24 protein-coding genes are annotated in these 24852 nt (G+C 72.5%); 9 read left to right on the top strand and 15 right to left on the bottom strand.

Annotation, left to right across the window (positions count from 1 at the left end):
• The first annotated feature begins 410 nt into the window (after nucleotides 1–410).
• Entirely contained in the window at nucleotides 411–1478 is a 1068-nt protein-coding gene (locus Pdca_RS10865) for a hypothetical protein (RefSeq protein ID WP_085916117.1), read from the top strand.
• Between the two features lie 201 nt (nucleotides 1479–1679).
• On the top strand, nucleotides 1680–1952 hold the full coding sequence (locus Pdca_RS10860) for a helix-turn-helix domain-containing protein (RefSeq protein ID WP_085916116.1): 273 nt from the start codon (nucleotides 1680–1682) through the stop codon (nucleotides 1950–1952).
• A 9-nt stretch (nucleotides 1953–1961) separates the two neighbouring features.
• On the opposite strand, the gene Pdca_RS10855 is transcribed toward Pdca_RS10860, so the two are convergent.
• From Pdca_RS10855 to Pdca_RS10845, 3 genes are all read right to left on the bottom strand, one after another.
• Nucleotides 1962–2549, bottom strand: a complete 588-nt coding sequence (locus tag Pdca_RS10855; RefSeq protein ID WP_085916115.1) for a ClpP family protease — start codon at nucleotides 2547–2549, stop codon at nucleotides 1962–1964.
• Nucleotides 2546–3154, bottom strand: coding sequence for a ClpP family protease (locus tag Pdca_RS10850; RefSeq protein WP_085916114.1), 609 nt, complete (start codon nucleotides 3152–3154; stop codon nucleotides 2546–2548). The genes Pdca_RS10855 and Pdca_RS10850 overlap by 4 nt, the downstream gene beginning before the upstream one ends.
• Before the next feature lie 175 nt (nucleotides 3155–3329).
• The gene (locus tag Pdca_RS10845; RefSeq protein ID WP_085916113.1) at nucleotides 3330–4208 is read right to left on the bottom strand and encodes an aldo/keto reductase family oxidoreductase; all 879 of its coding nucleotides are present in this window, start codon (nucleotides 4206–4208) and stop codon (nucleotides 3330–3332) included.
• 124 nt (nucleotides 4209–4332) lie between these two features.
• On the opposite strand from Pdca_RS10845, the gene Pdca_RS10840 reads away from it, so the two are divergent.
• Nucleotides 4333–4827, top strand: a complete 495-nt coding sequence (locus Pdca_RS10840; RefSeq protein WP_085916112.1) for a winged helix-turn-helix transcriptional regulator — start codon at nucleotides 4333–4335, stop codon at nucleotides 4825–4827.
• 10 nt (nucleotides 4828–4837) lie between these two features.
• On the opposite strand, the gene Pdca_RS10835 is transcribed toward Pdca_RS10840, so the two are convergent.
• The 3 genes from Pdca_RS10835 to Pdca_RS10825 form a co-directional block, all read right to left on the bottom strand.
• On the bottom strand, nucleotides 4838–5488 hold the full coding sequence (locus Pdca_RS10835) for a LuxR C-terminal-related transcriptional regulator (RefSeq protein ID WP_085916111.1): 651 nt from the start codon (nucleotides 5486–5488) through the stop codon (nucleotides 4838–4840).
• Nucleotides 5428–6639: a sensor histidine kinase gene (locus Pdca_RS10830; RefSeq protein WP_158092327.1), complete on the bottom strand. Its 1212-nt coding sequence runs from the start codon at nucleotides 6637–6639 to the stop codon at nucleotides 5428–5430. The genes Pdca_RS10835 and Pdca_RS10830 overlap by 61 nt, the downstream gene beginning before the upstream one ends.
• A 522-nt stretch (nucleotides 6640–7161) precedes the next feature.
• Nucleotides 7162–7419, bottom strand: coding sequence for a hypothetical protein (locus Pdca_RS10825; protein WP_085916109.1), 258 nt, complete (start codon nucleotides 7417–7419; stop codon nucleotides 7162–7164).
• 41 nt (nucleotides 7420–7460) lie between these two features.
• On the opposite strand from Pdca_RS10825, the gene Pdca_RS10820 reads away from it, so the two are divergent.
• Entirely contained in the window at nucleotides 7461–8150 is a 690-nt protein-coding gene (locus tag Pdca_RS10820; protein ID WP_085916108.1) for a DUF899 domain-containing protein, read from the top strand.
• Nucleotides 8151–8176: 26 nt separating this feature from the next.
• Here Pdca_RS10820 and Pdca_RS10815 read toward each other — a convergent pair whose 3' ends face one another.
• Both Pdca_RS10815 and Pdca_RS10810 read right to left on the bottom strand, forming a co-directional pair.
• Nucleotides 8177–8620, bottom strand: a complete 444-nt coding sequence (locus Pdca_RS10815) for a CBS domain-containing protein (protein ID WP_085916107.1) — start codon at nucleotides 8618–8620, stop codon at nucleotides 8177–8179.
• Entirely contained in the window at nucleotides 8617–10791 is a 2175-nt protein-coding gene (locus Pdca_RS10810) for a molybdopterin-containing oxidoreductase family protein (RefSeq protein ID WP_085916106.1), read from the bottom strand. The genes Pdca_RS10815 and Pdca_RS10810 overlap by 4 nt, the downstream gene beginning before the upstream one ends.
• A 308-nt stretch (nucleotides 10792–11099) precedes the next feature.
• On the opposite strand from Pdca_RS10810, the gene Pdca_RS10805 reads away from it, so the two are divergent.
• From Pdca_RS10805 to Pdca_RS10795, 3 genes are read left to right on the top strand one after another with little or no spacing between them, the layout of a single operon-like run.
• A complete protein-coding gene (locus tag Pdca_RS10805; protein ID WP_085916105.1) occupies nucleotides 11100–11453 on the top strand; it encodes a cupin domain-containing protein in 354 nt (117 codons plus the stop codon).
• Between the two features lie 9 nt (nucleotides 11454–11462).
• Nucleotides 11463–12599, top strand: a complete 1137-nt coding sequence (locus Pdca_RS10800; RefSeq protein ID WP_085916104.1) for a GAF domain-containing sensor histidine kinase — start codon at nucleotides 11463–11465, stop codon at nucleotides 12597–12599.
• Nucleotides 12596–13249 (top strand): response regulator, encoded by a 654-nt coding sequence (locus tag Pdca_RS10795; protein ID WP_085916103.1) that lies wholly within the window; start codon nucleotides 12596–12598, stop codon nucleotides 13247–13249. The genes Pdca_RS10800 and Pdca_RS10795 overlap by 4 nt, the downstream gene beginning before the upstream one ends.
• Nucleotides 13250–13268: 19 nt before the next feature.
• On the opposite strand, the gene Pdca_RS10790 is transcribed toward Pdca_RS10795, so the two are convergent.
• The 7 genes from Pdca_RS10790 to Pdca_RS10760 all read right to left on the bottom strand — a co-directional run bounded on the left by Pdca_RS10790 (nucleotide 13269) and on the right by Pdca_RS10760 (nucleotide 20169).
• Nucleotides 13269–14501, bottom strand: coding sequence for an alpha/beta hydrolase (locus Pdca_RS10790; RefSeq protein WP_085916102.1), 1233 nt, complete (start codon nucleotides 14499–14501; stop codon nucleotides 13269–13271).
• Nucleotides 14498–14746, bottom strand: a complete 249-nt coding sequence (locus Pdca_RS10785) for a hypothetical protein (protein ID WP_085916101.1) — start codon at nucleotides 14744–14746, stop codon at nucleotides 14498–14500. Before Pdca_RS10785 ends, Pdca_RS10790 begins: the two co-directional genes overlap by 4 nt.
• On the bottom strand, nucleotides 14743–15375 hold the full coding sequence (locus Pdca_RS10780; protein WP_085916100.1) for a VOC family protein: 633 nt from the start codon (nucleotides 15373–15375) through the stop codon (nucleotides 14743–14745). The genes Pdca_RS10785 and Pdca_RS10780 overlap by 4 nt, the downstream gene beginning before the upstream one ends.
• 90 nt (nucleotides 15376–15465) lie before the next feature.
• Entirely contained in the window at nucleotides 15466–16182 is a 717-nt protein-coding gene (locus Pdca_RS10775) for a TetR/AcrR family transcriptional regulator (protein ID WP_085916099.1), read from the bottom strand.
• Complete coding sequence (locus tag Pdca_RS10770) at nucleotides 16179–16955, bottom strand: maleate cis-trans isomerase family protein (protein WP_085916098.1); 777 nt, start codon at nucleotides 16953–16955, stop codon at nucleotides 16179–16181. Before Pdca_RS10770 ends, Pdca_RS10775 begins: the two co-directional genes overlap by 4 nt.
• Nucleotides 16952–18625, bottom strand: a complete 1674-nt coding sequence (locus tag Pdca_RS10765) for a (2,3-dihydroxybenzoyl)adenylate synthase (protein WP_085916097.1) — start codon at nucleotides 18623–18625, stop codon at nucleotides 16952–16954. Before Pdca_RS10765 ends, Pdca_RS10770 begins: the two co-directional genes overlap by 4 nt.
• Nucleotides 18622–20169 (bottom strand): FAD-dependent monooxygenase, encoded by a 1548-nt coding sequence (locus Pdca_RS10760; RefSeq protein WP_085916120.1) that lies wholly within the window; start codon nucleotides 20167–20169, stop codon nucleotides 18622–18624. Before Pdca_RS10760 ends, Pdca_RS10765 begins: the two co-directional genes overlap by 4 nt.
• 174 nt (nucleotides 20170–20343) lie before the next feature.
• Between Pdca_RS10760 and Pdca_RS10755 the strand changes: the two genes are divergently transcribed.
• Nucleotides 20344–22479 (top strand): hydantoinase/oxoprolinase family protein, encoded by a 2136-nt coding sequence (locus Pdca_RS10755; RefSeq protein ID WP_085916096.1) that lies wholly within the window; start codon nucleotides 20344–20346, stop codon nucleotides 22477–22479.
• A complete protein-coding gene (locus Pdca_RS10750) occupies nucleotides 22476–24773 on the top strand; it encodes a hydantoinase B/oxoprolinase family protein (protein WP_085916095.1) in 2298 nt (765 codons plus the stop codon). Before Pdca_RS10755 ends, Pdca_RS10750 begins: the two co-directional genes overlap by 4 nt.
• Nucleotides 24774–24852 lie beyond the last annotated feature (79 nt).

Below are 24852 nucleotides of genomic sequence, written 5' to 3'. Positions count from 1 at the left end.
GCGCGCCGCGTCAGCACACTTCCACGATCTTCTGAACGACCCGCCGCAACGGCTCGCCGACCGATCCCCTTCGCCCCGCACCGGCACCCGCACCGGTCGCGGCCCCGGTGGCGGTGGCCGGTGCATCCCGGGCGCTTCCGCCGCGGGTCCGCGGCCCGGAGCACGAGCTCGAGAGCTTCACCGGCGGCCTGAAGCCTGAACCCGGAACCGCCGCCGACCGCCACCCGTTTCGGCGCGCACGCCGGTGGAGAACAGTGGATCCGGTCGACTACCGTCGAACGCGTTCGCATTCGAACTGTGCCGACACCGCGCTCGCGGCTCCATCTCAGGGCACGAACCCACGCGTTCCACACAGGCCCCGGAATCCATCGGCGAGCGCATCGGTGTCGACCCGCACCCACGGAGGAACGATGACCATCCACGACGCCCCGGCCGCTCTCCTGGTCGGCAGCGTGAACCTCGACAACGCGGACGAGGTATTCGACACGGTCGGCAGACATCTCGGCGGGCTCATCCGTTCGGTGCCGGACGGGGAGACCGGCGATCGACTCGGATGGGTCATGTGGCAGTGCGACCGGCTCCGCCGGATCCCGGAACTCGACGTCGTCCAGGCACTGGAATTCACGAGCCCCGGAACCGGCCGGGTGGAGACGACGACATTCCTCGCCCCGGCCGACGGCGTCGATCTACGGGATGTCCGGCTCGGCCCACTGGGTTACGCCGACCACGCCCTCCGGTCGTATCGGAGCTTCGTGGCGGCGAAGCGTTCCGGCGCGCTCCCGGACGAGGTCCGATTCCAGGTCAGTCTCCCCACGCCGATGATGCTCGCGATGCTGTTCCCCGGGCACCGGGCCGATGCGCTCCCCCTGTTCGAGAAGGAACTGGCATCGGAGCTGATCCGGATCGCGCAGACCGTTCCGCACGACGAGCTCGCCATCCAATGGGACATCGCGGGCGAGACCCAGCACGCCGAGATGCTGCGGTGGCACAGTTCCGGTTGGACCGGCGAGCGATGGCCCATCGACGACGCGGTCGACTCGATCGCACTCGTCTCCGCGTTCGTACCGGACGCTTCGACCCTCGGGGTCCACCTCTGTTACGGCGACGCGGGCGGTGCCCATCTGATCGAGCCGATCGACACCTCCGCGATGGTCGATCTGGCCGGCAGGCTCCTGCGGAATGTGTCGCGACGGATCGACTGGGTGCACATGCCGGTTCCGCTGGAGCGCGACGACGAGGACTACGTCGCCCCGCTGGCGGACCTGCACCTGCCCCCGGCGACGACGCTCCATCTCGGGCTGGTCCACCGCGAGGACGGCGTCGACGGAGCCCGCAGACGGGCCCGGTCCGCGGCCCGTGTCGTCGACCGTTTCGGCGTCGCCACCGAGTGCGGCATGGGCCGGGAGAAGGCCGCGGACATCCCGGGTCTGCTCGACATCCACCGGATCGTCGCGGCCGACGGGCACCCGCGCGGCTGACGCGTCCGCACCCGGCGCACGCTCAGCGCGCCGTGGTCGCCGACCCGGCCCCGCCGCCGTCGGAGGAGGTCTCCGGGTGATCGTCACGTGGTGGAGGATCGGCGCCACCACCGGCACCGATCCTCCACCGGCCGGTGATCACCCGTCCGCTCTGAGCGGAACGACGGCCGCCACCGGCCGTACCCCGCCTAGGCTCCGGCGATGACCCCCGAACCGCTGTGGCGGCATCTGCTCGGCGACCAGCTCCGGTCGATCCGCCACCGGCGTGGCGACACGCTGGAGGAGACCGCGCGGCGGGCCGGGATCTCGCCGCAGTACCTCTCCGAGATCGAGCGCGGGCGCAAGGAACCGTCCAGCGAGATGATCGCCGCGGTCGCCGGGGCACTGGGGCTGACACTGGCCGAGCTGATCCGCGCCGTCGCCGGGAACCTGCGCGGGCCGACCTGCCGGGCGGGGTACGCACTGGCGGCATGAGCACCGGGCTCATCGGTCCTCCAGCACGATGTCGAGCAGCCCGTACTCCCGCGCCGCGGCCGCGGTGAAGATCCGGTCGTGGTCGGTGTCGGCGCGCAGCGTCTGCACGCTCTGCCCGGTGTGCCGGGACAGGATCGACTCGATGTCGGCCCGGATCCGGACGAGCTCGTCGGCCTGCAGGATCAGATCCGGGATCGTCCCGCGGCCCTGCGCGGCGGGCTGGTGCAGGATCACCCGCGCGTGCGGCAGCGCGGCCCGCTTCCCCTCGGCGCCCGCGGCGAGCAGCACCGCGCCGACCGCGACGGCCTGCCCGACACAGGTCGTGGCGACCGCCGGGCGGATGTGCCGCATCGTGTCGTAGATCGCGAGCATCGCGCTCGGGTCGCCGCTGTCGCAGTTGACGTAGAGCTGGATGTCACGCTCCGGGTCGTCGGCCTCCAGGTAGAGCAGCTGGGCGATCAGCGCGTTGGCGACACCGGAGTCGATCCCGGTGCCGAGGTAGACGACCCGCTCGGTGAGCAGGTGCGAGTAGACGTCCATGATCCGCTCGCCGCGCGGGCTCCGGTCGATGACGTTCGGGATGGTGTAGCTGCTCATCGGACGCTCCCGAAGCCGGCGGGCTGGGAACTGCGGCGCGGTGTGATCTCGTCGAACCGGGAGACGACGGCGTCGACGAAGCCGTACTCCAGTGCCTCGGTGGCGGAGTACCAACGGTCGTGCAGCGAGTCGGTGAAGATCCGCTCGATCGGCTGCCCGGTGTCCTCGGCGATCAGCCCGAGCACGGTGTCCCGGGTGTGCCGCAGGTCGTCGGCCTGCAGTTCGATGTCGACCGCGGTGCCGCCGATCCCGGCCGAGCCCTGGTGCATCAGGACCCGCGAGTGCGGCAGCGCCCGGCGTTTGCCGGGGGCTCCCGAGGACAGCAGGAACTGCCCGGCGCTGTAGGCGATCCCGAGCACGAGCGTCGACACGTCGCACGGGACCAGCCGGATGATGTCGCGCAGCGCCAGCATCGCCGGGACCGAACCGCCCGGCGAGTGGATCCAGAGCGCGATGTCGGCGTCCGGATCCGTCGCGCCGAGCGTGATCAGCTGGGTGCTGAGCAGGGTGCCGTTGTCGTCGTCCAGCGGGCCGTCGAGCACGAGGACGCGCTGCTCGAACAGCTCACGGCGGGCCCGCTCGTCGAACAGTGGGGTGTCGGTCATGGACCCACCGTGCCGAGCGCGGCCGCCCGGCGGTCGCGATTCTGCCGACAGCAGCTTCGCCCACGGCACAACTGCAGCTCAGAGCCCCGGTCCGGGACCGTGCGTCCGGTCGGCGGGCCGCAGGGCGGGAACCTTCAGCCGGTACCGGGAGACCGCGCCGTCGCGGCCCATCGGGTCACGGCCTGCGGCCGATCCGGTCCAGCTCGGCCAGGTCCTGCTCGGAGAGCTCGGTCCCGGCACCGGCGGCGTTCTCCCGCAGGTGCGCCACCGACGACGTGCCGGGGATCAGCAGGATGTTCGGCGAGCGCTGCAGCAGCCAGGCCAGCGCGACCGCGATCGGCGTGCCGCCGCGGCGTGCGGCCACACCGGCGAGCAGCGACGACTGCAGCGGGGTGAACCCGCCCAGCGGGAAGAACGGCACGTAGGCGATGCCGGCGGCGGCGAGCTCGTCGATCAGCTCGTCGTCGTGCCGGTGGGCGAGGTTGTACATGTTCTGCACGCACACGACCGGTGCGATGGCCCGTGCTTCGGCGACCTGCTCGGGGGTCGCGTTGCTGACGCCCAGCTGCCGGATCAGGCCCTGGCGCTGCAGCTCGGCGAGTATTCCGAACGCCTCGGCGAGCGAGCCGGGGCGGGGCCCCTCGGCGTCACCGAGCCGGAGGTTCACCAGGTCGAGGGTGTCGACGCCGAGGCTGCGCAGGTTCTCGGTGACGGCACGGCGCAGCGACTCCGGGTCGCGGGCGGGCGGCCAGCCACCCTGCGCGTCGCGGGTCGCGCCGACCTTGGTCGCGATGTGCAGTGGCCCGGGATACGGGTGCAGCGCCTCGCGGATCAGCTCGTTGGTGACGCGCGGCCCGTAGGCGTCGCTGGTGTCGATATGGGTGATGCCGAGCTCGACGGCCTCGCGCAGCACGGCCAGCGCACCGTCGTGATCGGCGGGTGGGCCCATCACCCAGGGGCCGGCGAGCTGCATGGCGCCGTAGCCGAACCGGGTGACGGTCAGGTCGCCCAGTTCCCAGGTGCCACCGGGGAGTGCGGTGGAGAGCGTGCTCATCGTGCGTCCTCTCGTCGTGCGGGCTGGCGCCGGTCGGCGCCCTGCTTCACGATGGGCGGGTTACTCACTGATGGGAAGCAGGCACCTCGAAGTGCGTAGGGCACCCGAGGGAAAGTGGGACGGGATGGCCACGACGACGGCGGCGGAACAGCGGGCACAGGCCAAGGCGGAGTACGACGCCTTCCTGGCGGTGTGTCCCAGCAGGCAGCTGCTCGACCGGATCTCCGACAAGTGGGTCACGCTGATCCTCTGCGCGCTCGGCAGCGGCGAGCCGCTCGATCAGCACAGCGGCGAGCCGCTCGATCAGCACAGCGGCGAGCCGCACGGACAACACAGCGGCGAGCCGATCGATCAGCACAGCGGACCGCGGCCGATGCGCTACTCCGAGCTGTCCCGGCGGCTGGCCGGGGTCAGCCAGAAGATGCTCACCCAGACGCTGCGGTCACTGGAGCGCGACGGCCTGCTCACCCGCACCGCGACGGCAACCGTGCCGGTGACCGTCACCTACGAGCTCACCGACCTGGGCATGTCCCTGCACGAGACGATGCGTGGTCTCAGGGCCTGGGCCGAGACGCACATGGACGATGTACTCGCCCACCGCGCGAGCCACGAGGGCTGAGCCCGGCGGTTCACCCCCGGTGCTCCAGGTAGGCGAGTACGGCGAGCACCCGCCGGTTGTCGTCCTCCCCGGGGGCCAGGCCGAGCTTGTCGAAGATGCTCGCGCTGTGCTTGCTGACGGCTTTCTGGCTGACCGCCATCCGGGCGGCGATCCCGGCGTTCGTCCGGCCCTCGGCCATCAGCGCCAGTACCTCGGCCTCCCGGGCGGTGAGCCGGTGCAGCGGATCGTCGCGGGTCCGCGGGGCGAGCAGCTGTGCGATCACCTCCGGATCGATCGCGGTGCCGCCGGCGGCGACGGTGCGGACCGCCTCGACGAACCGGCCGACGTCCATCACCCGGTCCTTGAGCAGGTACCCGATCCCGCCGCTGCCGTCGGCCAGCAGGTCGCGCGCGTAGAGCGGCTCGACGTGCTGGGACAGCACCAGTACCGGCAGGCCGGGTGTGCGGGCGCGGGCCGCGATCGCCGCGCGCAGCCCCTCGTCGGTGAACGAGGGCGGCAGCCGGACGTCGACCACCGCCACGTCGAACACGTGCCGGGCCAGCGCGTCGACCAGCAGCGGGCCGGTGCCCACGGCGTCCACCACCTCGACACCGTGTGCGGTCAGGAGACGGACGATCCCGTCCCGGAGGAGGGCGAGATCCTCGGCGACGACGGCTCGCACGGCACCTCCATCCGGATCTCGGTCGGTCCCCCGCCGGGGCTGGTGATCTCGACCCGGCCGTCGAGCGCGCCGAGCCGGGTGCGGATGCCGTCCAGGCCGCCGCCGGGGGTGGCCGCAGCGCCACCGGTGCCGTCGTCGACGAGGCCGGCGTGCACCGCGCCGTCGGAGTGGCACAGGGTGAGCCGGGCGTGCTCCGCCCCGGAGTGCCGGTTGACGTTGGTGAGTGCCTCGGCGAGCGCGAAGTACACCGCGGTCTCGACGGTCGGCGCGAGCGCGGGTACGTCGACGTGCTGCTCGACCGGCACCCGGGAACGCAGGCAGAGTGCGCGGACCGCGTCGGCGAGTCCGCGTTCGGCGAGCACCGGCGGCCGGATCCCGCGCACGGTGGTCCGCAGCTCCTGCAGGGCCTGGGTGAGGGTGCGTTCGGCCTCGGCCAGCAGCTCGTCGGCCCGTGCCGGGTCGGCACGCAGCACCGAGCGGGCCAGGCCGATCGTCATCCCGGTGGCGACGACGTGCGCCTGGGTGCCGTCGTGCAGGTCCCGCTCGACCCGGCGGATCAGCGCATCCTGTGCCTCGACGGTCTCGGTACGCGACCGGGCGAGCTCGGCCACCCGGTGCGCGAGCAGCTCGTCCGGACGGGCGCCGAGCAGCCGGCGCGACATCCCGGCCAGCAGCAGGCAGATCGGGTGCATCGCCAGCAGCGGCGGGACCAGCAGCGCGTACCCCGGCAGGAGGAGCACCGGGGCCGCGCTCCCGACCATCAGGCTCGCGGACATCAGCACGACGCAGACCAGCAGCACGACGGTGACCGCCGCGACCGTCTCCCACGCCAGCCAGCCCAGCTGACGCCGGAAGGTGCGGCGGCGCTGCGTCCGCAGGAACCGGTGGCGCGACGGCGGCTCGTCGATCCCGGGATCGGCGTCGGGCGGCTCGTCGATCCCGGTCCCCAGCATCGTGCCGGCCCACCGGCGTTCGGCCCCGGCCAACCGGCCGACCAGCTCGCGCGTGCCTCGCAGCACCGGCACGCCCAGGCCCAGTACCGGCAGCAGCACCACCCCGATCAGGAGCAGGACCAGTAGCAGCGCAGCCGCGACACCGGACAGGACCAGCCTGCCGATCCCGGCCAGCCCGGTCCCGATCCGCCACAGCACGGGTCCATCGTGGCCCACGACGGCCCCCGGCGGGGTGGAGGAAACTCCACCCCGGCCGGGGTCGCAGCGCCCTCCCGTGGGCCGCGGCCGCGGCCGACGCTCGGATCATGAACGGAACGACCGCACGACACCGGGCAGGACGACCGTGACCGGGTTGCTGGAAACGTTGCTGGAAACGCTGGTGGAGACACTGCCCGGCCCGCTGCTGCTGGTGGTCCTGGCCGCAGCGCTGACCGTGGAGGCCGGCCTGCTCGCCGGGGTCCTGGTGCCCGGGACCGCGCTGGCCCTCGGGGCGGGCGCGCTCGCCGCGCCGCTGGGGCTGGGCCTGCCGTCGGTCTGCGCGGCCGCCGCCACCGGCGCGGTGCTGGGCGGGCAGCTCGGGTATCGGCTCGGCAGGCGGCGAACGGGGCGTCCGGCCCCGTTCGCCGGGACCGGGAGGGTCCCGTTCGGTCTCTGGACGCGGGCCGCCGGTGCGCTGCGCCGCCGTCCGCTCGCCGCGGTCGCCGCCGGGCAGTGGCTCTCCTACGGCCGGATCGTCGTGCCGCGGACCGCCGGCTGGGCGGCGGCCACCCCGGCCGGCCGGTTCACGGTCGTCCAGTCGGTGTCCGCGACGACCTGGGCGACCACCCTGACCACGATCGGCCACCAGGCCGGGGAGGCGGCGCGGGACGGCGTCGCGCTCGCACTCGGGGTACCGGCGCTCGTCGTGGTCGCCGGGGTGGCCGCGGTGGCCGCGCTGCGGTCGCGGCGGCGGCGACCGATGAGTCCGGCGGGCGGCACCGGTCCACCCGGTGAACAGCCCACGACCGAAGGGACCCACCATGCCCGAGAACGCCCTGCCGCCCGTGGTCGACTCCGAGACGTGGCAGCGCGAGCTCGCCGCGCTGCGGGTGCGGGAGAAGGCCGCCACCCGCGAGCTCGACGCGATCGCCGCGCAGCGCCGCCGGCTGCCGATGGTGCAGATGCCCGGCTACGTCCTCGACGGCGCCGACGGCCCGGTCCGGCTCGCCGACGTCTTCGACGGCCGGACCCAGCTGGTCGTCTACCACCACATGTGGCATCCGGGCGCGCAGTGGCAGTGCGGCGGCTGCACCGGGTTCACCTCGCAGTTCACCCGGCTGGAGTTCCTCGCGAACCTCGACGCCCGGTTCGTGATCGTCACCCAGGGACCGATCGACGAGGCGCTGGGCTACGCCGAGCGGGTCGGGAACACGATGACCTGGTACTCCACCGCGAACAGCCCGTTCGGTGCCGATGTCGGTGCCCCGTCCGGCGGTGGGTTCGCGGTGAACGTGTTCCTGCGCGACGGGGACACGGTCTACCGGACCTGGCACACCGACGGGCGCGGCACCGAACAGCTCTCCTACACGTTCCCGCTGGTCGATCTGCTCCCCTACGGGCGGCAGGAGCAGTGGCAGGACTCGCCGCAGGGCTGGCCGCAGTCGCCGGCCTACCACTGGTGGCCCGACTCGCCGGACATCGCGGCGGCCTACGGCGGCGCCCGTACCTGACCCCGGCCGGGCGCCGCCGGACACCGTCAGGGCGGACGTCCGGCGGTGCCGGCCGCCGACCGGGACCGGACGTCGTCGGCCGAGCAGAATCCCCGGCCCGATCGCTTGAGGCACAACAGGCCGAGCAGCCGCGCACCGTCGTCGACCACGGCCAGCCTGCGGATCCGGTGGCGCCGCATGTGTTCGAACACGGTGTCGAGGTCCGCGCCCGGGCCGACGGCGCGCCCCGCCAGCGCGCCGAGTCCGGCCGCGACCGCCCCGCCGCCGGCTGCGGTCGCCGGCAGGTCGGCCCGTACGAGCACGGCGATCAGGATGCCGCGGTCGACGACGAGCAGGGCGTGCACGTGCTCGTCGTCGAACATCCGCCGGGCGGCGGCGACCGTGGTGCCGGGCGGGCACACCTTCGGGTCCCGCAGCATCCGTTCGGCGACGGTCGGCGCGTGCACCGCGACCGGATCGGCGAGCGTCATCCCGCGACGGGATCGGTGGCCTTCACCACCTCGACGAGGTTGTCGGAGTACACCCCCGCGTTCCCGAGCTCGTTGTGCCGGTCCAGGGTGATGGTGTTGACCGTGCTGCCGGACGCCTTGTCCTGCCAGTGCCCCACGTTCGCCATCACGAGGCCGGGGAGCACGATGTCCTCGACCACGGCCGGCCCGTGGAACTCCCCGCGGTCGTTGAACACCCGCACCGGATCGCCGGTGGCGATGTCGCGTTCGGCCGCGTCGTCGGGATGGATCCACACCCGCTGCTCACCCTGCACGTCCTGCTTGTCCGCGGCGTTCGCGTACTGGCTGTTGAGGAAGGCGTGCGGCTTCGGCGACACGATCGACAACGGGTACCGCTGCGCCAGCTCCGGGTTCGAGTCGGCCGACTCGAACGGCGGGACGTAGTCCGGCAACGGATCCAGGTACCCGCCGGGCTGGAACGCCTCGTACATCGACCGCCACACCGGCACCACGAAGTTCCCGCCCTCGGCCAGCGACGACCGGAACTCGCACTTGCCCGACGGGGTCGGGAAGTTTCCCTCGGCGTGCGGGGCGCGCTCGTGCGGCAGCCCCACGTTCAGCCGCGCCCAGCCGGTCTCGACCAGCGAGTCGTAGGTGATGCCCTGCAGCGCAGGAGCGTCCCAGTCGTGGAAGTCGCGCAGCATCTGCTCGTCGGTGCGGTCCCAGTAGTCGTCGGTGAAGCCCATCGTCGCGGCGAGCCTGCGGAACAGCTCCGAGTTCGGGACGCACTCCCCCGGCGGCGCGATCGCCGGCTGGTTGAGCGAGATGTACAGGTGTCCCCAGGTCACCATGATGTCGAGCTGCTCGGCCTGCATGGTCGCCGGCAGCACGAGATCGGCGAACTTCGCGGTGTCGTTGACGAAGTGGTCGCTGACCACGGTGAACAGGTCCTCGCGGGCGAGACCCGCCATCGTCTTGGCCTGCGCGGGGCCCTGCGAGACCGGGTTGGAGTTGTAGACGAACAGCGACTTGATCGGCGGATCGAGCTCCATCTCGCCGGTCAGCGCCATGCCGAGGTCCAGCTCGTTGATCACCCGGGTGCCCTCGGGGATCCACTCCGGCATGCAGATCTTGTCGAAGCGCGTGGGGAACTCCCAGATCGGCATCTCCATGGTGCCGCCGCCGACGTGCCGCCAGGCCCCGACCAGGGCCGGCAGGCAGGTGATCGCGCGGATCGCCTGGCCGCCGCCGCGGCTGCGCTCGATCGCGACGCCCTGCCGGATCGCGGCCGGCTGGGCGGTGGCGTACTCGCGGGCCAGCGTGCGGACGTCGTCGGCGGGGATCCCGGTGATCTCCTCGACCCGCTCGGGCGGGTACTGCGCGGCCCGCTCGGCGAGCTCGGCGAAGCCGACGGTGTAGCGCTCGACGTAGTCGGTGTCCACCAGGCCCTGCGCGACGATCTCGTGGATCATCCCCATCGCCAGCGCACCGTCGGTGCCCGGCCGGATCGGGATGTGCCAGTCGGCCTGCCGGGCGGTGCGGGTCCGCACCGGGTCGATCACCACGATCTTCGCCCCGTGGTTCTTGCGGGCCTGGAGCAGGAACGGCCAGCCGTGCAGGTTCGTGCTGGTCATGTTCATGCCCCAGACGATGATGTAGCGCGAGTGCGCCATCGACTCGACGTCCAGGCCACCGGTTCCGCCGACCGTCATGTGCCAGGCGGTCGACGATCCGGACTCGCAGTAGGTCTTCTCCGCGACGCTCGACCCGAGCCGGTTGAAGAACGCGTCGCCCGATGTCAGGCCGTTGATCACACCCTGGTGTCCCAGATAGGCGTGCGGCATGATCGCCTGGCTGCCGTATCCGGCGATGATCTCGGTCCACCGGTCCCGGATCTCGGCCAGCGCCTCGTCCCAGGTGATCCGTTCGAACTCCCCCGCGCCCTTCGGCCCGACCCGGCGCATCGGGTGCAGCAGCCGGTCGGACTGGTAGTGGTGCTCCGGGAAGTTCTTGAGCTTCACGCACAGCCCGCCGCGGGTCATCGGGTGGTCGGGATCGCCCTTCACGTCGACGAGCCGGCCGTCCTCGACGTGGAAGAACATCGCGCAGGTGTCGGGGCAGTCGTGCGGGCACGCCCCGCGGACGACGGTCTCGTCGGTTCGTGTGGTGCCGGATTCCGGGGCGAGCGTCATGGTGGGACCTCCGCGTCAGGGATTCCTCGGGAACTCAAGTCACGCAGCGGCCCATGACTGCACCATTGCGCATCTGTAACGCCCTGTAAATTGCCGTCGGCGGCCCGGTCGAACTATCCGCAACTGCAGATACCGACGAATAACCGGGCGGATCACATGCGTTTCATGGCCGTAAACCATGCAGTTCGGAGCCGCATCGGCGTCGAGTATCGGCATTTGCAGCTGTCCGCTCGCTCGGATCCGGGATAACGTCGAACCCTGCCGCAATGCACACTTTCCGCTCAGCACAGAAATGAGGCATCGGGATCATGACTCCGATCCGGACCGACGAGTACACCCGCTCCACCGCGACCGCACAGGACTGGGAGCCCTTCGTGGTCGGCGGGGAGGCGATCGGCGAGGTGCACTGGATCCGCACCGAGGGTGCCGAGGGCGCCACGCTGCACGTCGGGCTGTGGCGGTCCGAGCCGCAGAGCTTCCCCTATCCCTTCACCGCCGACGAGACCATCCATGCGCTCGACGGCGAGCTGGTGATCGATCTGGTCGACAGCGGTGAGCAGGTGGTGCTCAAGCCCGGCGACATCGCTTCCTTCACCAAGGGCACGAAGTCGACGTGGACGGTGACCGAGCCCTTCCGGAAGCTGTTCGTGATCAGCGGCTGAGAACCCGTCGTGTGCTACACGGTCAAGTCCATCGAGGACGTCCGCAGGCTGGTACTGGCGACCAGGGGGCTCTCCGGCCTGGCGAACGGGCCGACCCTGGTCACCAGGGCCTGCCGGCGGATGTTCGAGCTGGTGGACGCCGACGTGACCGCGATCGCGCTCGACGACGGCACCGGCACCCTGGTGCTGCGTTCGGTGGAGGGGGCCGCACTGCCCGACGTCCGGCTCCCCACCGGCACCGGGCTGGGCTGGCGGGCACTGGCCCGGTCGATGCCGGTGACCACCGGTGACTGCGGCACCGAACCACCGGACGATCTCGTCACCGCACTCGCCGCGGCCGGGATCCGTGGGCTCGCCGCCGTCCCGCTGACCTTCGGCGACAGCGTCCTCGGCGTGCTGTTCGCCGGGGCCCGGGGGCGCCGGATCGCGCCGCGCACGACACTGCTGATGACCGAGTTCGGCGCATCGCTGGCCCCGTTGCTGGTCACCGCGCTGCGGGCCGACCGGGCGGGCCGGCTCGCGGTGGAGGAGGAGCGGCAGCGGATCGCCCAGCAGCTGCACGACACCGCCGGCCAGCTGCTCTTCCAGATCTCGATGTCGGCCAAGGAGATCCAGCTCTGCGCCTGGACCGACCCGGATGGCGCAGCGGGTGCGGCCCGGCACATCGAGAGCACCGCCGCGCAGGCGTCGAGCCACCTGCGGGAGGCCATGCACAGCCTGCTCCCGGCCGTCGACGCCCTGCCCGTCACGCTGCGCCGGGACGCCGCGGCCTTCGCCGCGCGCACCGGTATCGCCGCCGAGGTCGTCACCCTCGGAAGCCCGTCGCACGCGGGCGCCGAGCGGGAGGCCGTGCTGGTCTCGGTGCTGCGGGAGGGACTGCACAACGTCGAGAAGCACGCCGGGGCGGGAGCGGTCCTGATCTCGCTGGTGTACCAGTCGCACCAGGTCACGCTCGCGCTCTCGGACGACGGCAAGGGCCTGCCCGAGGGCTTCGCCCTCAACCCGCTACCGGGCCGCTCACCCGGACTCGGGATCCCCGGCCTCCTGCAACGGGCCGCCGGCGCCGGCGGGGCGCTGCGGATGGACCGCAACGACGACGGCGGTACCAGCCTGCGGGTGTCACTGCCGCTCGTGGAGCCGGCGTGAGCCCCGGCGCCGGCATCCACCGCCGGTCGGTGCTGATCGCCGACGACCATCCCCTCGTCGCCCACGGGATCGAGCGGGTCCTCGCCGGGGACGAGTTCGACGTCGTGGCCGCCTGTCACTCGGGGGCCGAGACCCTGGCGGTCGCCCGGCGGCTGCGGCCCGAGCTGGTGCTGCTCGACGTCCGGCTCGGCGACATGAACGGCGCCGACGTGTGCCGCGGGCTCGGCGACCAGGTGCCCGGTGCGAAGGTCGTCGTCCTCACCGCGTTCGGCGACACCGACAACCTCCGCCGCTGCCTGGAGTCCGGTGCGGCGGGAGTCCTCCTCAAGGGCACCCTCGACCTGGACCTGACCGCGGCCCTGCACGACGTCGCCCGCGGCCGGATGGTGATCGATCCCGGGATCGCCCGCGCACTGGAGACGGCGAGCGGGATCCTCGCTCCGGACGGCCGGACCGTCCCCCCGCTGCGCCCGCGCGAGCTGGAGGTGCTGCGCCTGATGGCGGCCGGGACCACCACCAGGGACATCGCCGCCGAGCTGGAGCTCAGCCTCAACACCATCCGCACCTACACCCAGTCGCTGATGACCAAGCTGAACGCGCACACCCGCGTGCAGGCCGTCGTGTTCGCCCAGCAGATGCAGCTGATCTGAGGCGTGCGGCGCAGCTCGGTCAGCCGAACCGCTCCGCCAGCCAGTCGACGATCCGGCCCGCGGCCAGCTCGTTGCCGGTGGGCTCGCCCTCGGCCACGGCGCCACCGAAGTGCAGACCCCGCACGGCGGTGACGGTCCGGTCGGCGGCACCCAGTGCACCGGCCATCCGGCGCGAGTCCGCCGGGAACGCGGCCTGGTCCCCGGTGAGCTCGACGAACAGCGTGGGTGCCACCACCCCCGGGGCGCACCGGACGAAGTCGGCGTTCGAGCTCAGCCCGGACCACGTCGACAGCCACGCCTCGGGCGTGGTGAGCCTGCCGAAGCCGACCTGGCCGTAGTTGATCAGATCCGGCCGGCGGCCGAACAGCGAGCCGTACGGCCGGTCGCTCGGGTCGAGCGACAGATCGACGGTGCGCGGATCGGCGTCGGTCCGGAACACGGTGATCACCTTCGGCGCGAGCGAGCGGCGCCGGTCGATCGCCGAACCGGTACGCCGGAACGCGCTGCGCGCCTCGCCGGTGCGGGCCAGGTGCGCGCGGGCCACGGCGTCGATCCGGGTGACCCGGTCACGTTGCGCGGCGCGATAGCGGGCCAGGAACTCCGGGTCGTACGACGAGCTCGCCGGCGGTTCGGCGAACCCGTTGGCCGGGTCGTAGGGATCGAGCTCGGGCACCACCGAGAGCGGATCGGACTCGTCGGCGACCGAGGGATCGATGCAGCCCAGCAGCAGGGCGCCCTGCCCGGGATGCGGTGCGAGGAAGACCGCGGCGTCCGGGACCGGCATCGGCGCCCCGGCCAGGTCGACCGGGCGTCCGCCGGGGGTGGTGGCGATCCGCCGGTCCGGCGCCAGGCCCGCCTGCTCGTGGTAGAAGGCGTACAGCGTGCCGCCGCCGGAGTGCCCGAGCGTCACGACCGCGTCGAACCCGCGCTCGCGCAGGAACACCGTGCCCGCGGCGACGTCGAGCAGAGCCTGCTCGTGCACCAGGGTGAGGTCGTTGTTGACCGAACGGGTCTGCTGGGTCCACACCGCGACCCGGGCCTGCAACAGCAGCGGGACCAGCGGATGGTGCGTGAGGTCCTGGCGGGGGTGCATCAGGCACAGCACGGTGCGCGCGCCGGGCACCGTGGCCAGCACCCCGCGGACGGTCGCGCCGTCGTGCGTGGTCAGCTCGTGCACGGTGCTGACGGTGCGCTCCGGGCGGCAGCCGGGTTCCAGGTACCGGCCGGCGCCGAGCCGGGTGCTGCCGGTCATGCCGGTGTCACCCGCAGCGCGTCCTTGTCGTGCTGGACGACCCGGCTGTCCGCCGGCACCCCGGCGATGCAGGAGTACCAGACGGCGTGCCGGCACCCGGTGGCCCGGCGGTCGATCACGATGTCCCGCTCGGACCGGAGCTCGAAATACGGTCCGATCCGGTCGACGGTGACCTCCGGATCGGCTGCGGCAACCTTCGCCACCGCGGTGTTCTCCGGAACGTCGAGCACGTAGAGGACGGTCATCGCGGCGCAGCCTCCCAGTCCGCGGCCCGCTCGACGATCAGCTCGGCCTTGCGCGCCATCAGCTTGCCGAAGCTCGGCTCCGGGGCGTCGACGACGTCGAGCAGCGCGTCGATGGTCAGGTTCGCGTCCAGGTCCTCCTGCGGCGTGACCGGCCGCATCGCCCGGGTGATCTCGAAGAAGTAGCCGTTGGGGTCGTGGGTGTAGATCGACTCGATGGTCTCGTGCTGGATCTGCATCTGCACCGGCCACTCGCTGTCGTCGAGCCGGCGCCGGTACTCCAGCAGATCGGCCTCGTTCTCGACGTGGATGGCCAGGTGCCGGGAGCGCACGAAGAACTCCGGGACCTCGGCGCCGAAGCGGGCGTAGACGTCGCCCTTCGCACCCGCCGCGCCGCCGACCGACGGATCGGTGCCGAAGTAGTAGAAGAACGCGATCCGGTCGTCGTTGCCGATGTCGAAGAAGAAGTGGATGAAGTCCGGATGCTGTTCGGGACCCCAGCCCGCCGCGCAGATCGAGTGCACCACCGGGAAACCGAGGACGTCCCGGTAGAAGCGCACCGTCGCTGCCGGATCGAAGGTCGGGAACGCGACGTGGTCGACGCCCCGCACCCGATGGTCCAGCTCGGTCATGTCCTACCTCCGTCGTGCTGCGTTCGCCTCTCACATCGAGGCTACGCAGGCGTCAACGACTGCGTCAACAGTTTGACGAGGTAGATGAACTCAGCCGTCGAGGAGTCGTTCCAGGTGGTCGAGGTCCTGCCGGAGCAACTTCAGCGCCGCTGCCGGGCCGTCACCGTCCGGGACCCGGTCGTCGGCCCGTTGCAGCGCGCCGACCGCCATGTCAGCCAGCCCCTCGGCGACCGCCGCCGGATCGTCGCGGCCACCCGGGTGGAACCACCAGGCCACCCAGTTGCACATGCCCAGCACGCCCAGCGCGGCGAGCCGCGGATCGACCGGGCGGAACCGGCCGGCCCGCACGCCCTCGTCGACCACCCCGGAGACCGCGGCGAGCACGGCGCGCCGGCTCGCCGTGTAGGCCTCGGTGAGCTCCTCGGGCAGCTCCGCCTCCGAGCGGATCAGCAGCCGGAACCGTTCGGGCTGCCGGGTCTGGCGCGCCACCAGCACCGACACCATCCCGCGCAACTTCTGCACCGGATCGGTGCCCGGGCGCTCGACGACCTCCGCGATGTCGGCCAGCGGACCCTCGGTGACCTCGGTGACCAGCTTGGCGAGCAGCTCGTCCTTGCTGCGGACGTAGTAGTACAGCGCGGGCCGGGTGATCCCGAGTGCGTCAGCGATGTCCTGCAGGCTGGTGCCTGCGAACCCGCGCTCGGCGAACAACCGGGTGGCGTGCTCGTAGATCTCGTTCTCCACGAGCTCGCGGCGCGCGGTGTTCGCCCGGGCGCCGCCTGACCTGCGGGGAGCACTGGCACTCATGGCGCCCGATCGTAGAGGTGGGGTGCACCGCCCACCGGATCGAGCAGGCTCCCGGCGCCCGGCAGCACCGGCGGTTCCCCGAGTGCGCGCAGCAGCGAGTAGGCACCCGCCGTCGCCGCCGAGAGCACCGGCAGGCCGAACTCCCGCTCGGCCGGCGCGACCAGATCCAGCGACGGCATCTGGACGCAGGCCGAGATCACCAGGGCGTCGGCGGTGGAGCGGTCCAGGCCGCGGGCGGCGGCCAGCACCCGCTCGCCCGGGATCGCACCGACCGCGGCGTTGTCACCGACCTCCAGCGCCGCGAAGTCGGCGACCTCGAACCCCTCGGCCTCCAGGTACCCGACGACCTGCTCGGCCAGTGGCCGCAGGTACGGCGTCACCAGCACGATCCGGCGGGCGCCGAGCGCGCTCAGCGCCTCGACCAGTGCCCCCGCGCTGGACCGCACGGCGGGGCTCTGCCCGGCCGCGGCCAGCTGCTCGGTGACGGCGGACTCGGCCCGCCGGTGCTCCCCCGGCCCCTGCGCCATCAACGCGACCAGGCAGGCGTAGAGCAGGGCGTCGACACCGGCGTCGGCCAGCTCGTCGATGCAGCGCTCGCGCTGCGCGTTCATCGCCCGCAGCTCCTCCGGGGAGACGGTGTGCATGCGCATCCGGCTGGAGTGGAAGGAGAACCGGGCGGTGGAGTGCCGGGCCAGCAGGGCCGGGATCTCGGTCTCCACGGTGACGTTCGAGCTCGGGACGACGAGCCCGATCCGGCGGACGGCGGTGGTCATGCGGTCTCCTCCGTTGCCACGATCGCGACGATCTCGGCATGCAGGCGCTTCTTGTCGGTCTTGCCCACGCCGGTGCGCGGGATCTCGGGCCGGTGCTCGATCCGCTCCGGCCACTTGAAGGTGGCCACGCCGAGCCCCGCGAAGTGCGCACGCACCTGGTCGAGGGTCAGCTCCTCGCCGTCCACGACGACGTAGGCGCAGGTCCGCTCACCGAGCCTGCGGTCGGGCATCGCGACCACGGCGGCCGCGCGGATCCGCGGGTGACGCAGCAGGAGCAGCTCGATCTCCTCGGCATTGATCTTCTCGCCGCCGCGGTTGATGACGTCCTTGATGCGCCCCTCGATCGAGACGAACCGATCGCCGTCGATCGTGCGCAGCGCCGCGAGATCACCGGTGCGGTAGAAGCCGTCGGAGGTGAAGGCGCGCCCGTTGTGCTCCGGCGCGGCCAGGTAGCCGGGCAGTGTGTAGGGGCCGCGACAGCACAGCTCGCCGGTCCCGCCGTCGGCCACCGGGTCCTCGGTGCCGGGTTCGAGGATCCGGATCTCGTCGTGCGGGGACAGCGGCGTACCGACCGTCTCCGCCCTGGCCGCGCGCGGCGCGCCGGGCCGGGTGGTGAGGAACAGCCCCTCCCCCATCCCGAACAGCTGGCCCGACCACAGCCCGAGCTCCTCCAGCCGGTCGAACAGCGCGGGCGGCACCTTGGATCCGGACAGCACGACCTGCTCCAGTGCGACCGCGGCGCCGGCGAACCCGGGATGGTCGACCGCACCGAAGTGGCCGTGCCCGAACAGCACGTGGGTGACCCGCTCGTCCGCCATCAGCGGGAGCGACACATCGAGATCGGGCGGCCCGAGCACCAGCGCGGCGCCGACGCTGTGCGGACCGTGCACGGCGCAGACCACACCGGCGTTGTGGATCACCGGGATGAGGTGCGCGACCCGGGTGTCCGGGGTCCAGCCCCAGGACTCCGCGTAGGCCGCGGCATTGTACCAGTACTCGGCGTGCCGGCGCGGGATCACCTTGGGCACCCCGGTGGTGCCGCCGGAGAGCTGCAGGACGGCGACGTCGTCGGGATCGATCCGGTCCTGGATCCCGGCGACCAGCTCCCGGGCCGCCGACGGATCGGTCACCGCGAGCGCGTCCAGCCCGGTCCCGCGCGGATCGTCACCGATGACCAGCAGGTATCGCAGGGTGGGGTGGTCGAGGGCCTGCTCGACGGCGAACCCGGCCAGGTCGAATTTTCCGCCGGCCTCGACCAGGTGCGCGACCGCACCGACCCGCCTGCTGATCTCGCCGATCTCGTGCGCCCGGTGCGCGGCCAGTGTCGCCACCGGCACCAGGCCCGCCTTGAGCACCGCGTACCAGGCGACGACGGCGGCCGCGGTGTTGTGCACCTGGAACAGCACCGGATCGCCGGGCTCCAGCCCGGTCCGCAGAAGCCCGGCCGCGATCAGGTCGCTGCGCCGGTCCAGCTCGCGATAGCTGAGGCGCGCGCCGGGCGCCACCACCGCGTCCCGGTCCGGGTGCGCGAGCGCGACCCGGTGCAGCTCCTGCGGGATCGTCGCGGTGCCCCACAACCCGGCAGCCCGGTAGGCACCGGCGCGCTCCGGGTCGAAGCCGACCAGTGCCCCGCCCCAGCGGGCGGTGCCGCCGCCCCGGTGCACGCTCATGCCGGCTCCTCGATCGGGTTCACCAGGTCGGTCCGGCCGGACACCAGCGCGGCGGCGAGATCGTCGCGCAGTCCGGCGGGCGCGTCCACCACGACCAGCCCGCCGACCTCGGTACGGATCCGCTCGGCCAGGTCGAGCCGGGTGAGCACGGACGGCCGGTCGCCGTCACCGGTGAGCCGGAAGCCGACCGCGCCGCGGGCACGTGCCGCGCGGGCGTCGTCGAGCAGCGCGTCGCCCGGTGCGTCCCACGGGTCGGTGAGGGCGACCTCGACCGGATGCAGGGCGGTTCCCGGCGGCGCGGCGCGGGACCCGAGATCGAGGTCGTCGTGGCGCAGCGGCTGGTCCAGCACCCGGTCGGTGACCGGCCGGCCGTCGTCGGGCACCGGGGGGCTGCCGGACTCCGCCGCGTAACCCGCGACTGCGCGGCCGACGACGTCCGGGGCGGTCTCGGCGAACCGGTCCAGCGGCACGTTCCCGGCCCGGGTCATGTACGCCACCATCAGCCGGTCCACCGGGAGATGGGTACGCGCGGGGAACGACTCCCACCACAGCCTGCTGCGCCGGGCGAGCTCCTGCAGCCGTTCCACCGCTGGCCGGCGGACCGACTCGTACCGGGCGAACGCGGCGGTCGGGTCGTCCGCCCCGGCCAGCGCCTCGACCAGGCCGATCGCGTCCTCCATCGCCAGCTTGGTGCCCGAGCCGATGGAGAAGTGCGCGGTGTGCGCGGCGTCGCCGAGCAGCGCGACCCGGCCCGCGGTCCACCGTGCACAGTGCACGGTCCGGAAGCGCAGCCAGCGGGTGCGGTTGCCGATCAGCCGATGCCCGCGCAGCTGCCCGGCGAAGGCCTGCTCCAGGTAGCGCAGCGAGGTCTCGTCGGAACCGTCCGGCGGGGTGGCCGCGGTGGACACGTCGAACCCGGCCCGCCGCCAGGTCGCCTCGTCGGTCTCGACCAGGAACGTGCTCCGCCCGCCCGAGTACGGGTAGGCGTGCGTGACGAAGGTGCCGTGCTCGGTGGTCTGCGGGGCGAAGACGGCGTCGGGCATCGCGAACTCGGCGCCGCCCCACAGGTAGAGGCCGCGGCCCAGCCCGACGTCCTCGCCGAACGGGCCCTCGCGCCGGGTCACGCTGTTCACCCCGTCGGCGGCGACGACCAGATCGGCGTCGAGGTCGTCGACGCCGCGGCGGGCCCCGAACTCCAGCTCGACGCCGGCCTTCTCCGCGTGCCGCTGCAGGATCGCGAGCAGCTCGGTGCGGGCGATCCCGACCAGCCGGTCGTTGTGCACCCGCGCGATCGCCCCGCCGACCTGCATCGTCATGTCGTGCCGGTGCCCGGCGGAGACGATGTCGCGCAGGCTGTCCGGGTCAGCCGCGGCGAGCTTGCGCTGGGTACCCGCGGCGAGTCCGACGCCGAACCCGAAGGTCGCGTCGGCCGGGCCCTGCTCGTGCACGACCACCTCGCACGACGGATGTGCCAGCTTCACCAGTCGTGCGGTGTAGAGGCCGCCCGGCCCTCCGCCCAGCACCGCGACTCGGCGTAACTGCATCACGACCTCCCGACGTTCTGACATGTACGTCGAGTATTCGACGATACGGCAAGGCTCTCGTCAAGCCTTGCGCTCATCTCGATCGTTGAATAACCTACGCCTCCGTCAGCACCGCGACGCCCTGTGGCCCCGGCCCGGCGTCCGCGGCCCCCACCACGCGAAGGAGCGTGAGTCATGGCCTACGTCATCGGCGTGGACGTGGGCGGCACGTTCACCGATGCCGTCCTCGACGACGACCGCGGGGACGGCACGGCGACCGTGCTCGCCGCGAAGTCCCCGTCCACCCCGCCCGACTACTCCCGCGGTGTGCTGGACGTGCTGACGCTGCTCGCCGAGCAGCTGGGCCGGACGCTGCCGGAGATGCTGGCCGACACCCACCACATCGCACACGGCACGACGTCCTCGCTGAACGCGCTGGTGATGCGGGACGTGCCACCGGTCGGCTTCCTGACCACCCGCGGGCACCGGGACTCGATCTACATCATGAACGTCGAGGGCCGGTACCTCGGCCGGTCCCCGCACGAGCTGCAGAACGTACTCGGCCAGGCCAAGGACCACCACCTGATCCCGAAGCGGCACGCGCTGGAGGTGACCGAGCGGATCGACCGGGACGGCAACGTCGTCGTCGCGCTCGACGAGGACGGCGCCCGGGCCGCGATCCGGGCCCTGCTCGACGACGGGGTCCGCGCGATCGCGATCTCGCTGCTGTGGTCGTTCCGCAACCCGGTGCACGAGCAGCGGCTGCGCGAGCTGGTCGCCGAACAGGACCCGGACCTCTTCGTCGCGCTGTCGTCGGAGGTCAGCCCGCGGATCCGGGAGTTCGCCCGCAACGCCACCACGATCATGAGCACCCAGATCGGTCCCGGCCTGCGCGACTACCTGCACACCCTGGAGACCGCCCTGCGCGAGAACGACCTCGCGGGCCCGCTGCTGGTGATGCAGTCCAACGGTGGCGCGATCGCCGCCGCGCAGGCCCCCGCCTCGGCGATCAGCACGGTCGGGTCGGTGCTCACCGGCGGCGTCGTCGGGTCGGTCGCGCTGGGCCGCAGGCTCGGCCACCGCAACATCATCGCCACCGACGTCGGGGGCACCACGTTCCTGGCCGGGCTGGTCGTCGACGGCGAGCCGGTCCGCGACACCACCACGATCATCAATCACCACCCCGTCAACGTCCCCACGCTGCGGGTGGAGGCGATCGGCTCCGGCGGCGGCGCCATCGCCTGGCTCGACGCCGGACAGAACCTGCGGATCGGGCCGGCCAGCGCACAGGCCGTCCCCGGACCGGCCTGCTACGGCAACGGCGGCACCGAACCGACCAACACCGACGCCAACCTGGTGCTCGGCATCCTGCCCGAGCGGGGCCTGCTCGGCGGCCGCAAGCCGCTCTCGCTGGAACTCGCCCGGGCCGCGATCGAGACCCGGATCGCCAAACCCCTCGGGCTCACCGTCGAACAGGCCGCCGCGGCCATCTACACCGTGCAGAACGCGCAGACCGGTGACCTGCTGCGCAAGACCGTCGTCGAGGCCGGGCACGATCCCCGTGACTTCGTGGTCTATGCCTTCGGCGGTGCCGGACCCGCGCACTGCGCCGGTTACGCCGCCGAGGTCGGGGCCGCGGAGGTCGTCGTCCCGCTCGGGCCGGTGGCGTCGGCGTTCTCCGCGTTCGGACTGGCCTCCTCGGACATCGTGCTCGCCGCGGAGCTCTCCGATCCGCTGTCGGTTCCGTTCGATCCGCAGCGGGCCGAGCGGAACTTCGCCGAGCTGGAGGCGAAGGTGCGCGACGGCCTGGCCCGCCAGGGCCTGAGCTTCGACCGGGTGGAGCTGCACCGCGAGATCGACATGCGGTACACGATGCAGCTGGCCGAGGTCACCGCCCCGGTCGCGGACGGGCAGCTGGACACCGCCGCGGTCGAGGCCGCCGCCGCCGCATTCGAGCAGCGCTATGCCGAGCGGTTCGGCGCCGACGCCGGATTCCGCGAGGCCGGCATCCAGGCCATCACGTTCCGGGTCCGTGGCGTCGGGGTGTTGGAGTTCAGCCCGGACCTGCCCGAGCTCGAACCGGCCGCGTCGACCGATCCGGCCGAGGCCAGGACCGGGAGCAGGCCGGTGCAGCTGGACGCCCGGATCGGCTACGTCGAGACCGACGTCTACGACTACCGCGCGCTGCGGGCCGGGCACGTGTTGCCCGGTCCGGCGATCGTCGAGGTCCCGACGACCACCGTGGTCGTGCCCGGGGGGACCACCGGCACCGTCGACCGTCTCGGCGGTCTCACCATCCGCACCACCGCCCCGGCAGGGAGCTCCTCATGACCATGCCCGTCCCCGGCTCCGAGGCGTTCTCGAGCCGCCCCGTCGATCCCGAGGAGCTGGCCCGCTCGCTGCCCTCGGCGCTGCCGACGCACACCGTGACCGACGAGCAGGTCGAGGCGCTCGATCCGCTCACCTACGAGGTGATCCGGCACCGGCTCTGGTCGGTCACCGACGAGATGGGCGAGGCGCTCAAGCGCATGTCCGGCTCGCCCATCGTCACCGACGCCAACGACTTCGACTTCGCCATCTCCGACGAGCTGGGCCAGGAGGTCCAGGTCGGCCTCTACAACACGATGCTGGTCGGCGCGGTCGACCTGGCCATCTACTGGACACTGCGCAACCGGGCCGACAATCCCGGTATCGAGTCCGGCGACATGTTCCTGTGCAACGACCCGTGGGTCGGCGGCGGCCTGCACCAGAACGACGTGATCGTCTTCCAGCCGGTCTTCCACGACGGGAAGCTCTTCGCCTGGACCAGTGCGATCGCCCACCAGCCGGACCTGGGCGGCGTCGGGCTCGGCTCCTTCTCCCCCGCCGCGCAGGACGTGTTCTCCGAGTCGCTGCCCACCCCACCGGTCAAGATCGTCCGAGACGGGCGGCTGCAGCGCGACGTCGCCGACGTGTGGGTCCGCCGATCCCGGGTACCGATGCTGGTCGGCCTGGACCTGCGGGCCAAGATCGGCGCCAACAACGTCGGCGCCGAACGCCTGCACGCACTCATCGCGCAGTACGGCGCGGACACCGTCAAGGCCGTGATGAAGCGGATGATGTCCGACGCCGAGTCCCGGCTGCGCGGCAAGCTCGCCGGACTGCCCGACGGCAGCTGGTCGGCGACCGGCTACCAGGACCAGTCACACGAGGGCGACCGGAACCTGCACAAGATCACCCTCACCACCACCAAGACCGGTGACCACCTCAGCTTCGACTTCACCGGCACCGACCCGCAGGCCGGCGTCATCAACTGCACCTACGCCGGCATGCGCGGCGGCGTGATGCTCGCGCTGCTGCCGATCCTGGCCGGAGACATCCCGTGGTCGGCGGGCGGACTGATGCGCTGCTTCGACCTGGTCACCGAGGAAGGAACGATCAACAACGCGACCTTCCCCGCCGCGGTCGGGCGGGGCCCGATCGGGCCGGCCTGGCTGACCGGCAGCCTGGTCGCCGAGTGCCTGTCCCAGATGCTCGACCGGGACCTGGAGCTCGGCAAGAACGTGCAGGCCACCTGCTGCGGCACCTGGGACACCGCCGTCATCGCCGGGCTCGACGAGCGCGGCGAGCAGCCCGCCCCGTTCCTGTCGATCATCATGGAACCGATGGCCGGCGGCTACGGCGCCCGCCCGCACGCCGACGGGATGGACACCGGCGGCCTGTTCTGCATCCCGATGGGGCGGATCCCGGACGTCGAGATGACCGAGTTCCTCTATCCCGTGCTGACCCTGTGGCGGCGCGAGGAACCCGACACCGGCGGGCCCGGCCGGCAGCGCGGCGGGGTCGGCGCCTCGGTGGCGCTGACCCCGCACGGCACCAGTGTCCCGATGGGCCTGGTGCTGGCGTCGGCGGGCAAGGCGGTGGCGCAGAACGTCGGCCTCGCCGGCGGGTACCCCGGCAACAGCGGTCTCGACGTCGTCGCCCGCGGCGCCACGGTCGCCGAGCTGTTCGCGGCCGGCCGGATGCCCACCGAGCTCTCGGAGGTGTCCGACACCCTGGAGCCCGGCCAGAACTACGCGTCGAGCTACCTGGCGCCCGGCGAGGTCTTCGCGATGACCTGGCAGGGCGGTGGCGGCTACGGCGATCCGCTCGCCCGCGATCCCGGGGCGGTCACCCGTGACCTGCGCGAGCTGCGGGTCACCGCGGACGGCGCCCGCGAGGTGTACGGCGTGGTGGTCGACGCGGCCGGACGCGTCGATCCCGCCGCCACCGACACCGAGCGGGAACGACAGCGCGCGCAGCGCCGGTCCCGCTCCCGGGTGGAGGGGACGCCCGCCGGGACGGTCGATCTGGCCGGGGCCCGCCGGCTCGACGACAACCTCGTCGAGACCACCGGCGGGACGATCGCCTGCCGGCACTGCGCCGAGGGGCTCGGCACCGGCGACGGGCCGCTCGCGGTCGGGGTGCACGAGGGTCCCGGGCGCGACGCCGGTCCGCAGATGCTCGCCGACCCGGCCGACTACGTCGACGCACCGATCGTGTTCCGGCAGTACAGCTGCCCGTCGTGCTGGACGGCGCTGTACTCGGCGGTCGTGCCGGCCGACCATCCGGACACCCGGGCCACCCTGGGCCGGGCCACCGCCTGAGCCCGGGCCCGGTCCGGGGCCGCGCGGCCCTGCTCTGCTCCGATCGGCCGTCCGGGTTTGGACCGCTGATCAGCGGTCA

It is taken from the genome of Pseudonocardia autotrophica (assembly GCF_003945385.1).
In the GTDB taxonomy this organism is placed as follows: domain Bacteria; phylum Actinomycetota; class Actinomycetes; order Mycobacteriales; family Pseudonocardiaceae; genus Pseudonocardia; species Pseudonocardia autotrophica.
Note: the sequence above shows the minus strand (reverse complement) of the source record. Positions and strands in the feature narration are given on the sequence as shown.

What these genes read in the sequence shown, in the direction of transcription:
- Pdca_RS10775 (WP_085916099.1), bottom strand. Translation starts at nt 16,182, where the DNA reads ATGAGTGCCAGTGCTCCCCGCAGGTCAGGCGGCGCCCGGGCGAACACC.
- Pdca_RS10785 (WP_085916101.1), bottom strand. Translation starts at nt 14,746, where the DNA reads ATGACCGTCCTCTACGTGCTCGACGTTCCGGAGAACACCGCGGTGGCG.
- Pdca_RS10755 (WP_085916096.1), top strand. Translation starts at nt 20,344, where the DNA reads ATGGCCTACGTCATCGGCGTGGACGTGGGCGGCACGTTCACCGATGCC.
- Pdca_RS10840 (WP_085916112.1), top strand. Translation starts at nt 4,333, where the DNA reads ATGGCCACGACGACGGCGGCGGAACAGCGGGCACAGGCCAAGGCGGAG.
- Pdca_RS10805 (WP_085916105.1), top strand. Translation starts at nt 11,100, where the DNA reads ATGACTCCGATCCGGACCGACGAGTACACCCGCTCCACCGCGACCGCA.
- Pdca_RS10820 (WP_085916108.1), top strand. Translation starts at nt 7,461, where the DNA reads ATGCCCGAGAACGCCCTGCCGCCCGTGGTCGACTCCGAGACGTGGCAG.
- Pdca_RS10845 (WP_085916113.1), bottom strand. Translation starts at nt 4,208, where the DNA reads ATGAGCACGCTCTCCACCGCACTCCCCGGTGGCACCTGGGAACTGGGC.
- Pdca_RS10810 (WP_085916106.1), bottom strand. Translation starts at nt 10,791, where the DNA reads ATGACGCTCGCCCCGGAATCCGGCACCACACGAACCGACGAGACCGTC.
- Pdca_RS10860 (WP_085916116.1), top strand. Translation starts at nt 1,680, where the DNA reads ATGACCCCCGAACCGCTGTGGCGGCATCTGCTCGGCGACCAGCTCCGG.
- Pdca_RS10770 (WP_085916098.1), bottom strand. Translation starts at nt 16,955, where the DNA reads ATGACCACCGCCGTCCGCCGGATCGGGCTCGTCGTCCCGAGCTCGAAC.
- Pdca_RS10765 (WP_085916097.1), bottom strand. Translation starts at nt 18,625, where the DNA reads ATGAGCGTGCACCGGGGCGGCGGCACCGCCCGCTGGGGCGGGGCACTG.
- Pdca_RS10750 (WP_085916095.1), top strand. Translation starts at nt 22,476, where the DNA reads ATGACCATGCCCGTCCCCGGCTCCGAGGCGTTCTCGAGCCGCCCCGTC.
- Pdca_RS10865 (WP_085916117.1), top strand. Translation starts at nt 411, where the DNA reads ATGACCATCCACGACGCCCCGGCCGCTCTCCTGGTCGGCAGCGTGAAC.
- Pdca_RS10790 (WP_085916102.1), bottom strand. Translation starts at nt 14,501, where the DNA reads ATGACCGGCAGCACCCGGCTCGGCGCCGGCCGGTACCTGGAACCCGGC.
- Pdca_RS10815 (WP_085916107.1), bottom strand. Translation starts at nt 8,620, where the DNA reads ATGACGCTCGCCGATCCGGTCGCGGTGCACGCGCCGACCGTCGCCGAA.
- Pdca_RS10855 (WP_085916115.1), bottom strand. Translation starts at nt 2,549, where the DNA reads ATGAGCAGCTACACCATCCCGAACGTCATCGACCGGAGCCCGCGCGGC.
- Pdca_RS10850 (WP_085916114.1), bottom strand. Translation starts at nt 3,154, where the DNA reads ATGACCGACACCCCACTGTTCGACGAGCGGGCCCGCCGTGAGCTGTTC.
- Pdca_RS10760 (WP_085916120.1), bottom strand. Translation starts at nt 20,169, where the DNA reads ATGCAGTTACGCCGAGTCGCGGTGCTGGGCGGAGGGCCGGGCGGCCTC.
- Pdca_RS10780 (WP_085916100.1), bottom strand. Translation starts at nt 15,375, where the DNA reads ATGACCGAGCTGGACCATCGGGTGCGGGGCGTCGACCACGTCGCGTTC.